The following is a 9,889-nucleotide window of genomic DNA, read 5'->3' as shown; positions in this document are numbered from 1 at the left end:
GCGCTGCGTCATGAGATCGGGCTGGGGCCTGCAGGTCTTCAGAATCCGCTGCCTGTCGGCCTTCCCGTTGTGGCCCCATATGATATAGTCGTCCGCGTAATATCTGCAAACCTCGCCGATCAGCGCGTTTTTTACGAACGTAACCCTTCGGTAGACTCCTTTCATTCCATCGGAATTCCAGGGAGAAAACCCCCAGTATTCCCACAGGTCGGGAACCTTTCCCAAATCTGAAATATCGGTCAATCAGCCATCACCTGCCGAAATGATTATACTCCTCATGGAAAAAATAGAAAGTGAATTAAGTTCCGTTCTCCCATAGTTCTATCATAAATTCAGTAAGAATTCCCGGAGAATGATGAACCAAGACGGTTTCTACCAAAGGCCTCAATCTGCGGGCAGCGGGGAGCGCCATTGGTGATCGCGGGGCGTCTCCGCGGATTGTCGGCCATGGCAACTGCCCGAGCGATCACCGCGGCTCCCTGCCTGGGAAATCGACATCCATGCCGGTTTCCCGCGCCGCCCCCGGAGGTGTCCCCGCAAAGCGCGCAGAACGGAATCTCTTCTCCCCCGGGGAGGGCAAATCCTCATGTCCGGCCTAAATCCGCAGGCAGCGGGGAGTGTCACCGGTGCCTGCGGATTTAGGCCGGAAAAATTAGCGGATTTAGGTCTTCATTTCAATGTGGATTTTCTTCGCCTTTTCAGTCATAATGATTGCACCTCTCTGGTGAAGGGTTGTGCCTTCCTAAACACTACCTTACCACTGTTCTCCGAACAGTCCAGAGAGGTTTTTTATTTTTTAGGGTGCGGATTTAGGGGAAAGTTTTCGGCTTGCAAAGCGGGCAAAGACACGGTATAATACCCCCTGTTTTCGGGCGATTAGCTCAGCGGAAGTAGCGCTTCCTTCACACGGAAGAGGTCACTGGTTCGATCCCAGTATCGCCCACCATGAATAGACAGAGGCCCCGGTAGTGTACCGGAGCCTTTTTTTTTACCAGGCTTTTTTTACCAGGGAAGAGGTCTGGAACGCCCCGGTCCTTACCGGATAATCAGCCTGCCCGCCTTTAGAAACCACGCCTTTCCCGTCAGGAAGACACCATGCCGAACAGCATGCCCGCCACCGTGGAAAGAAGGACTACCAGGACGACATAGGTTCCCGTCTTCCTGGGCCCCAGGATGCTGTTGATGACCAGCATACTCGGCAGGGAGAGGGCCGGGCCTGCCAGGAGCAGCGCGAGAGCAGGCCCCTTGCCCATGCCGGCGCCGAGCAGTCCCTGGAGGATGGGGACTTCGGTGAGGGTGGCGAAATACATGAACGCGCCGGAAATGGAGGCGAAGAAATTGGCCCCGAGGGAGTTCCCTCCCACGAGCATGGCCACGTAGCGGCTCGGGATGAGAGCCTCGTGGCCGGGACGGCCCAGCAGGAAGCCCGCCACCAAAACACCGCCGAAGAGCAGGGGCATGACCTGGAGAGCGTATCCCCACGTGGACGCATACCAGTCCTGCCGCTCGTCACGGGTGAACCACATCCATGCGGTCAGCACCGTGACGGCAATTCCTGCCCCTGAGAGCACCCACTTCAGGTTGTAAACCCCTTCCCAGAAGGCGCTGGAGGTCTTCGGCGCCGCCCAGTTGGCGAAGACGAGAAAAACCACCATGCCCGCCATGTACACAACGGTCTTCCATAGAGGGCGGCCGCCCTCTTCCTCAGGGAGCTGGGCGAACCCCTCCTGTCGGGTCTGTTCCTCCCTGCCGAAAATGGCCGCCATGAGAAGACCGATCACCACGCTGAATATTACCGCCCCCACCGCCCTGGCGATGCCCAGCTCAAGGCCGAGCACCCGGGCCGTGAGAACGATGGCCAGCACATTTATTGCAGGTCCGGAGTATAAAAATGCTGTCGCCGGGCCAAGCCCGGCGCCCCGCATGTAAATCCCGGCGAAGAGGGGCAGCACGGTGCAGGAACACACTGCGAGCACCGTCCCGGAGACGGAGGCCACGGAGTAAGCAATCCCTTTCTTCGCCTTTGCCCCCAGATACTTCATCACCGACTGCCGGCTCACGAACACCGAAATGGCACCCGCGATGAAAAATGCGGGGATCAGGCAGAGAAGAACGTGTTCCCTGGCATAGTCGGCCATCATGGCCACCGATTCCGTAAGACCGGCGATCACCCGTTCATTTCCCTCGGGGAGGAAGTAAAAGGTCAGGAAGAACAATGCAATCCAGAAAAACTTTTTGCGGTCGCTCATGAACGAATCATCTCCAATGCAAATATGTGACAATTTCTTCACTCAAACTGTTCAAAAAAAACCCCCGGTCGTCCCGGGGACTCGTCTTTCTACGCTATTTCGCCGAAGCCGCAAGAAGTTCCTTCACCTTTTCATAAGAGGGCAGGCTCCCGGCTGCGAGAACCTTGCCGTCGACCGCAAGCCCCGGTGTCGCCACCACTCCGAAAGCGATGATTTTCGGAATCTCCGTGACCTTTTCAAGCTCGTAGGCGAGCCCGAGCTCTCTGGCGGCCTGTTCGGCCAGATCGGCCAGTTTTTTGCACTTAGGGCACCCCGTCCCCAGGATCTGTATTTTCATGCGTTTAATTCCTCCTCACGGTCATTGTTTGATAAAGAACCGCACCCGCAGAACAGTGCGGACATGTCCGCCTCCTGCCCAAGAACCACTTTTTCCACGCAGGAAAGAAGGGAGGCGAGACATTTCATCCTCAGGCTGTACATCACGTTCAGTCCGTCCTTCCGGCTGTCCAGAATGCCCAGGCCTTTCATCAGCGAAAGATGCTTGCTGATGGTGGTCCTGTCAAAATCGAAGAGCTCGGCAATTTCGCAGACGCACATCTCCCGGCAGGCAAGGGCTTCCACTACCCGAAGGCGGACCGGATGGGCAATCCCTTTCAGAATCGCCGCTTTTTCCTCCTGCAGTTTTTCTTTTGTTTTCAATCGCCCCCATTATGTGGCAATGTTACCACATAAAAAAGACCAACTGAAGGGGAACCTTCCCGGATCCCCTTCTCCACAGGGTTTACTTTTCTTCCTTTTTCTCCTGTGCTGTTTCTTTGTTCACTGATTCATCTTCCGGAACTTCTTCAATCTTCACGTTACAGCACCCGCATCCGCAGCCGCCTCCAAAGAGCCTGCCGAAGAAACCCTCTTTCTTTTCCGCCATTACAACCGCCTCCTATATCTGAATGAAATTAAAAACCACGCCCGCCATGACGGCAGTCGAAAAAACCAGCGCGACGAAGACGCACACGAGGCGGGTCTTGAAAATCCCCGCAAGCATGCTCATCTCCGGAATACTCATCCCCGCTCCTCCGATGACGAGGGCAACCACCGCCCCGAGGCTCATGCCCTTTTCCATCAGGGCGACGCCGATGGGAATTACCGTCTCCGCCCGGACATAGAGCGGAATACCGATGATAGCGGCGGCAGGTATGGCCAGCGGGTTCTGCGGTCCGGCTATAGTGACGATCAAGTCGTTCGGGACGTAGCCGTAAATGGCCGCGCCGATGCCGACGCCGACAAGGAGATAGGCAAGGACGCCCCGAAAGTCGGCCCACGCGCCCGAAAATGCCCGTCGGAGCTTCGCCCCGAACGAGGGAAGCGGCTCCCGAGCGCCGTGCCCTCCGCTGACGCGGACGTTCTTCACGTCCCCGGCGAAGCCGAAGGATTCAAGCAGCATTCCGCTGAACATCGCGACCACGAAGGTTACTGCCCAGTAGGTCAGGCACGCTTTCCACCCCAGCAGCGCCCAGAACATGACCATGATGACCGGATTCAACAAAGGCGAAGCGAGGACGAAAGAGAGCGTCGCCCCGAAGGGTACTCCGGCGCGAAGGAAGCCCACCGTCATGGGAATCGTTGAGCAGGAGCAGAAGGGCGTTATTGCCCCGAGGGCCGCTCCGAGAAAGTTTCCGAGGAGCCCTTTCGAAGACATCCTGCGGCGGATCGCGTCGTCGGATATGTACTCGAAGATCAGCCCGACGAGCGTGCTCACCCCGAGGAAGAGAACCGTCAGCTCGAGGAAGATGAACGCGAAGAACTGAAGCGAAACGACGAACGTATTCATAGCACTCCTTCTTTCAGATCAGGTTTCATCAGAAAACCGCTCCTTCCCGGACTGGAGAAGCTTCTAATACCCCTGCCGGAACCAGTGCGTCGTGTTGTTGCAGAACTTGACCAGCATCAGCATCACCGGCACCTCGATGAGCACGCCCACCACCGTGGCGAGGGCCGCGCCGGAGGAGAGGCCGAACAGCATGGTGGCCGTGGCGATGGCCACCTCGAAGTGGTTGGACGCGCCGATCATGGCGGACGGCGCGGCGTCCTGGTAGGACAGGCCGAGTTTTTTCGAGAGCCAGTAGCCCAGGCCGAAGATCAGCACTGTCTGGATAAAGAGCGGTATGGCGATCCACAGGATCGTCAGCGGATTGGCGACGATGACCTCCCCCTTGAAGGAGAAGAGCAGCACGAGGGTGATGAGAAGCGCCGCGATGGTGACCGGCGTCAGGTAATGAAGGAACTTCTCCCGGAACCAGGCCTCCCCTTTTGTCCTGAGGATCATTTTCCTGGAAATGTAGCCCGCCGCCAGGGGCAGCGCCACGTAGACGGCAATGGAGAGTGCGAGGGCCTGCCACGGCACCGGAATTCGCCCCACACCGAGGAGGAACCCGCCAAGGGGGCCGTAGAGAAAGAGCATGGTAAGGGAGTTGATGGCCACCATTACGAGGGTGTGCCCGTCATTGCCCCTGGCGAGGTACCCCCATACCAGCACCATGGCGGTGCAGGGGGCGATGCCGAGCAGGATGCAGCCCGCGAGGTAGCTCCGCCACAGGGGGACGGAAAGCATCCGGACACCGTTTTCAAGGACCACCGTACCGAGACCGTAGGTAGCGCCGGGCTCGAGGTTGAGACCGAAGGGAAGCCGCACCAGGTCGACCGCGTCTGGCCCGATGAAGCGGATGAAGATCTTCCCGAGGAAGAAAACGGCGATGGCATACATGGTGAAGGGCTTCACCGCCCAATTTATGAAGAGGGTGAGCCCGACCGGCCTGATGTTCTTTCCCGCCTTCAGGACCTCGGTAAAGTCGATCTTCACCATGATGGGGTACATCATGAAGAAAAGGCATATGGCGATGGGAATCGAGACCACCGGAGCCCCTCCCACCCAGAGAGCCATGCCGTCGAGGGTCTTTGCGAAGCCGGGGGCGACTTTGCCGAGCCCGATTCCGGCAAGGATGCTCAGGACCACCCAGACGGTGAGATACTTTTCAAAGAAGCCGAGTCCTTTCGCTTCCTTTGTGATACACGCCTTGTTTTCCATTTTCCAGCACTCCTCCCGAAGAAAAGTTATTTTCATGACGGGGCTGCCCTCGGGGCAGACCCTGTCCAGCGCGGAGCTTTTCATCAGCGGCGCCGGGATATCCTCCCTCCGGACGGCGGCGATGCCGAAGCGGCCCGGGACAAGAAAGTTCTTCGGTGCCTCCACCACGCCGGGGGAGGCGAGTCCGTTCTCTTCAAGAAGCGCCGCGATGGAGGATAGGTCCCCGGAGGTCGCCCGTCTTAAGGGTTAGCCTCGCCCCTCTTCGGGTTTCTCCGGGGGCTTTTTGCCCAGAATGAGCGCACTGGCCAGCGCGCCGTTGATCTCGTTCCGTTCTTCGGCCGAGAGTTCGGGAAAAGTCATGGCGGCCAGAGCGTCCGGCATTTTGTATACTTTCGTTCGCCGGACTTCGACCTCAATGAAGCCCGCTTCCTTCAGAAGAGCGGCATACTCCGTCTCCTGCAGCGCCCCGGCGATGCACCCGGACCACGCGGCGAGGTCCTTCACGGCCCGCTCCGTCACAGGGCGAAGGAACACCGTGTCGGAGACACAGAACCGGCCGCCGGGACGAAGCACCCTGAAGGCCTCCCGCAACACCTTTCCCTTGTCGGGGGAAAGGTTGATGACGCAGTTGGAGATGATCACGTCCACAGTGCCGCTCTCGAGGGGCATGTCCTCTATGTACCCCTTCACGAGGGCGACGTTGTGCAGCCCCCTGAGGTTTTCGGCCGCGGTCTCGAGCATTTCGTCGGTCATGTCGAGCCCGATGACTTTTCCGTAGGGTCCCGTGGCTTCCGAGGCCAGAAAGAGGTCGAGCCCCGCGCCGCACCCAAGGTCGAGGACGGTCTCCCCCGGATGGATGCGGGCCTCGGTGAAGGGATTGCCGCAGCCGAAGGACTGGCCGCCCATGTGTTCCGGAGTGTTCTCCAGTATTTCATCGTCGTAGTTTCCCCGGGTCATGCTCGGAATGTCGGGCGTGCCCGTGCCGCAGCAGCACCCTCCCGAGCCGCAGCATGAAGCAGTGTTTTTGATTGCCTTGGCGTACCGTTCTTTCACGTATTGGCGGATGTCGTCCATTGCCGGTCCAGCTCCTTTTCTATTCAGGAAGGTTTTCCAGAAAGCCGGGCAGGTCCTCTATGAATGCCCGTATTTCGTCCCGGACCCGGCGGTAGCAGTCCAGTTTTTCCTCTTCCGTCTCCTTGCCCAGGGCGAGCTTCGGCGGGTCGTCAAACCCCCGGTGGATGGTCCGTGCGTTTCCCGGGAAGAAGGGACACCGTTCATCCGCATCGCCGCATACGGTGATCACGAAGTCGAACGGAACGTCAAGCAGTTCGGTGACGTTTTTCGACCTGTGCCCGGAGATGTCCACCCCGGCTTCTTTCATCACCGCCACGGCGCTTGGATTCAGGCCGCAGGGTTCGATCCCCGCCGACCAGGCCTCCACGGCGTCTCCGCGGAGATGCCGGGCCCATCCTTCGGCCATCTGGCTGCGGCACGAATTTCCGGTACAGAGAAAAAGCACCTTCAGTTTATTTTTCATACGGTCGTTCCCTCCCCCTGACTTCACAGAGGTCGTTCTCCCTGTGCAGCCTGACGATTTCTTTAATTTTGGCCCTGTCCCGCGCCGGGAAGCCGTCATTCCCCACGGCGTTCCGTATCCACTCGAGCAGCCGGGGATCGACGGCCCCCATACGGTAGTACACCCACCGCCCTCTTTTTTCCGATTCGATGAGCCCGGCCTGGCGGAGGATGCTCATGTGGCGGGAAACGGTCGCGGGCGCAAGCCCGAGGAAATCTCCCACGTCGCATACGCAGAGTTCTTCCGTGTCCATGAGCGCCAGGAAGACCCTGAGCCTGTTCTTTTCACCAAGGGCTTTTGAGATGAAAAGGATTGATTCCACACTGCATCGCCTACCTTATCTCATTTCTGCATTTGACGAAATGATAGCACGGCAGAACCTTCCCTGTCAATGGTACCTCGACCTCCCAAGTCTGCAGGCAGCGAGAGCGTCACCGGGGAACGCTTGGGCGGGGGGTGCAGATTGTCGTTCGTGACAACTGCCCAAGCGAGTCCCGCGGCTCCCTGCGTTCGCCGGCTGCCTGCTTGTGAAGCCCACATCCGTGCCGGTTTCACAGGCAGGCGGCGGCGGAGGCTTCCGATCTCGATGTCTCCCGCAGGGTGGAACGGGATAGCGGAGAATCCTGTCGGGGGGCTCCCTGGACCATGCCGGACCAGTGGGCAGCCTGGGCGTCCGGACAAAGTAAAAGCCTCGCCCGAAGGAGAGCTGAAAGACCGCCCACGGGAAGGCCGTCATTGAAAAGGGAGGTCTCTACCGGGGTCGAAGGGGTTGTCGGGAGAAAAAGCGGACCGTTTTCTCCATGTTCTCTTCCCCCTTTCCGGCCTGTACATGGCGGAAGAATTCCGGGAATGATTTTGATCTATAATACACTGGGGAGAAGGAGGACGACATGGGAAAGAACGTGGCAGCATGGGGGGCCGTGGTCGTGTTCATTCTGCTGGGGGCGATGTTCAGGGCCCTTCCTTCCGGAGAGTCTCTTTCGCCGGAAGATGGGCGCCGGAAGGCAGTTCTTTTGTTTGAAGGAGAGCCCGGCATCCTGCCCGGTGTTTCCGTCCGTTCCGGCGATGAGGCATACCGTGAAGAGGTCTCAGGGAACGGGGAGGAAGGGATGCCCTCCAGGCGCGCCCGCCCTTCCGGGAGACGGCCGGAGAAGAACGGCAGGGATCTTGATTCGCTGAGACAGGGAGTCCGCGCCCGAAAAGGAAACCCGGGAGACATGAAGGAATACCTGGACGAGGCCGAGCGGATTCGAAGAGAACGGGTGAGGAAAACCCTGGAAGAAATCCGGCGGAGGGTCAGGGAGTACGAGCCGAGCGTCTTCGATCCCACGTGGTAAGCTGCGGGAAGGAGTCAGCCCCGCGGCGGAATGTCTCCGCCGTCCCCGGGAAGGCGGAGGGGAAGGGGCGCTTCCATTATCAGGGCGTCTTCTCCGCCGGCGTAGTATCCTTTGTGCCGCCCGAGAACCGCAAACCCGAAGAGACGGTATAGATCCGCCGCCCCGGTGTTCGACTGTCTGACATAGAGGCTCATCCGGCTGCACCCCATGGATACGGCAATTTCGGCGAGTCCGGCCAGAAGCTGGGATCCCACTCCCCGTCTCCGGAATTCGGGTAGCACGGCAAGGTTCGCCAGCCCGGCGGTTTTTCCCTTCCTGAGAAGGACTCCGAAGCCGAGGATGCGGCCGCCTCCCCTGGCACACAGGTAAAGGCAGGGGTTGTCCCCTGTCAGGTCGGCCTCGATGACCGCCCGGGGCCAGGGTGAAGAGAAGGACCGCTCCTCCACCGAGCAGATACCGTCCAGGTCGGCGGAGGAGCAGAAGTCCAGTTCCACGGGAAGAATGGAAGAATGCTCCCTTCTAGAAATTCCTGAGAATGGTCTGGTCCCTCCCGGGCCCCACACCGACCAGGTTGACGGGAACGCCGCCGGCCGTCTCGATATATTCCACGTATTTCCTGGCCTGGGGAGGAAGCTGCCCGAATTCCGTGCACGCCGAGATGTCTTCGCTCCACCCGTCGAGAAATACGTACACCGGTTTTGCCTTCCACTGGCGATGGACTCCGCTGGGGAAATGCTTCTCAGCCTTGCCGTCGATCTCGTACCCCGTGCAGACGGGAATCCGCTCCAAGCCCGTGAGCACGTCAAGCTTGGTGAGAGCGATGGAGGACATGCCGTTCACCCTCACGGCATAGCGCAGGGCGACCAGGTCGAGCCAGCCGCACCGGCGGGGTCTGCCGGTGGTGGCTCCGTACTCCGCCCCTTTTTCTCTCAGGCGATTGCCGTTCTCCCCGGTATCTTCCGTCGGGAAGGGGCCTTCGCCCACCCTGGTGCAGTAGGCCTTCACCACGCCGATCACCCGATCCACCGCTGTAGGTCCCACGCCGAGCCCCACGCACCCTCCGGCGGCCACGGGCGACGAGCTTGTGACATAGGGGTAGGTGCCGTGGTCCACGTCGAGAAGGGTCCCCTGGGCTCCTTCGAAAAGGACGCCCCGGCCCTCCTGTATGGCTTCATCGATTATGAGGGACGCGTCCCCCACGTAGGGGGCCAGGGCCTTGCCCCATTCCACGGCCTGCTCGAAGACCTCGTTGAACGGGAGAGGGCCCTCGCCGTAAATCTTGGAGAGAAACAAATTTTTCTCCTCCAGGTTGTATTCAAGCTTTTCCCGGAGGGAATCGGCGTCGAGCAGGTCTTCCACCCGCACGCCGCACCGGTTGTACTTGTCCACGTAGGCGGGGCCGATGCCTCTTCCGGTGGTGCCGATTTTGCGCCCTTTCCCCCGCTGGTTCTCCTGGGCGGTGTCGAGCTTTTTATGGTACGGCATGACCACGTGGGCGGCGCCGCTGATGACGAGCCGCGCCCGGTCCTTCCCCCGGTCCTGGAGTTCTCTCAGTTCGTTGAGAAGCTGTTCGGGATCGATGACCACCCCGTTGCCTATGACGCATATCTTGCAGGGATAGAGCATTCCAGAGGGCAGGAGATGG

At 59.6% G+C, this 9,889-nt stretch carries 12 protein-coding genes, 1 tRNA gene and 1 pseudogene; 2 read left to right on the top strand and 12 right to left on the bottom strand.

Going from position 1 to position 9,889, the window contains the following annotated elements:
• Positions 1-243: pseudogene (locus JMJ95_RS07590) on the bottom strand (hypothetical protein); the annotation flags it as partial.
• A gap of 627 nt (positions 244-870) precedes the next feature.
• Here JMJ95_RS07590 and JMJ95_RS07585 point away from each other — a divergent pair.
• A tRNA-Val gene (locus JMJ95_RS07585) sits at positions 871-946 on the top strand.
• A gap of 136 nt (positions 947-1,082) precedes the next feature.
• Here JMJ95_RS07585 and JMJ95_RS07580 read toward each other — a convergent pair.
• From JMJ95_RS07580 to JMJ95_RS07540, 9 genes are all read right to left on the bottom strand, one after another.
• Positions 1,083-2,249 carry a permease gene (locus JMJ95_RS07580; protein ID WP_290684200.1) on the bottom strand — a complete coding sequence of 389 codons (1,167 nt, stop codon included), beginning with the start codon at positions 2,247-2,249 and terminating at the stop codon, positions 1,083-1,085.
• 94 nt (positions 2,250-2,343) lie between these two features.
• Complete coding sequence (locus JMJ95_RS07575) at positions 2,344-2,586, bottom strand: thioredoxin family protein (RefSeq protein ID WP_290684198.1); 243 nt, start codon at positions 2,584-2,586, stop codon at positions 2,344-2,346.
• A complete protein-coding gene (locus tag JMJ95_RS07570; RefSeq protein ID WP_290684196.1) occupies positions 2,583-2,948 on the bottom strand; it encodes a helix-turn-helix transcriptional regulator in 366 nt (121 codons plus the stop codon). Before JMJ95_RS07570 ends, JMJ95_RS07575 begins: the two co-directional genes overlap by 4 nt.
• 82 nt (positions 2,949-3,030) lie before the next feature.
• Positions 3,031-3,174 carry a hypothetical protein gene (locus JMJ95_RS07565; RefSeq protein WP_290684194.1) on the bottom strand — a complete coding sequence of 48 codons (144 nt, stop codon included), beginning with the start codon at positions 3,172-3,174 and terminating at the stop codon, positions 3,031-3,033.
• Positions 3,175-3,186: 12 nt separating this feature from the next.
• Complete coding sequence (locus tag JMJ95_RS07560) at positions 3,187-4,077, bottom strand: permease (RefSeq protein ID WP_290684192.1); 891 nt, start codon at positions 4,075-4,077, stop codon at positions 3,187-3,189.
• 63 nt (positions 4,078-4,140) lie between these two features.
• Positions 4,141-5,499, bottom strand: a complete 1,359-nt coding sequence (arsB, locus tag JMJ95_RS07555) for an ACR3 family arsenite efflux transporter (RefSeq protein WP_290684190.1) — start codon at positions 5,497-5,499, stop codon at positions 4,141-4,143.
• Positions 5,500-5,577: 78 nt separating this feature from the next.
• Positions 5,578-6,405 carry an arsenite methyltransferase gene (gene arsM, locus JMJ95_RS07550; protein WP_290684188.1) on the bottom strand — a complete coding sequence of 276 codons (828 nt, stop codon included), beginning with the start codon at positions 6,403-6,405 and terminating at the stop codon, positions 5,578-5,580.
• A 19-nt stretch (positions 6,406-6,424) separates the two neighbouring features.
• Positions 6,425-6,868, bottom strand: a complete 444-nt coding sequence (locus JMJ95_RS07545; protein WP_290684186.1) for an arsenate reductase ArsC — start codon at positions 6,866-6,868, stop codon at positions 6,425-6,427.
• Positions 6,858-7,229 (bottom strand): metalloregulator ArsR/SmtB family transcription factor, encoded by a 372-nt coding sequence (locus JMJ95_RS07540; RefSeq protein ID WP_290684184.1) that lies wholly within the window; start codon positions 7,227-7,229, stop codon positions 6,858-6,860. Before JMJ95_RS07540 ends, JMJ95_RS07545 begins: the two co-directional genes overlap by 11 nt.
• Positions 7,230-7,797: 568 nt before the next feature.
• Here JMJ95_RS07540 and JMJ95_RS07535 point away from each other — a divergent pair.
• Positions 7,798-8,244: a hypothetical protein gene (locus JMJ95_RS07535; RefSeq protein WP_290684182.1), complete on the top strand. Its 447-nt coding sequence runs from the start codon at positions 7,798-7,800 to the stop codon at positions 8,242-8,244.
• A gap of 14 nt (positions 8,245-8,258) precedes the next feature.
• Here the strand turns inward: JMJ95_RS07535 and rimI are convergent, their stop codons facing one another.
• Together rimI and JMJ95_RS07525 are read right to left on the bottom strand one after the other, a co-directional pair.
• A complete protein-coding gene (gene rimI, locus JMJ95_RS07530; protein WP_290684180.1) occupies positions 8,259-8,738 on the bottom strand; it encodes a ribosomal protein S18-alanine N-acetyltransferase in 480 nt (159 codons plus the stop codon).
• Positions 8,739-8,763: 25 nt separating this feature from the next.
• A partial coding sequence (locus JMJ95_RS07525) for an adenylosuccinate synthase (protein WP_290684178.1) occupies positions 8,764-9,889 on the bottom strand: 1,126 nt, incomplete at its 5' end.

Origin of the sequence: Aminivibrio sp. (genome assembly GCF_016756745.1) — a bacterium.
Lineage (GTDB): Bacteria > Synergistota > Synergistia > Synergistales > Aminobacteriaceae > Aminivibrio.
This window is presented reverse-complemented; position numbering and strand designations above follow the sequence as displayed.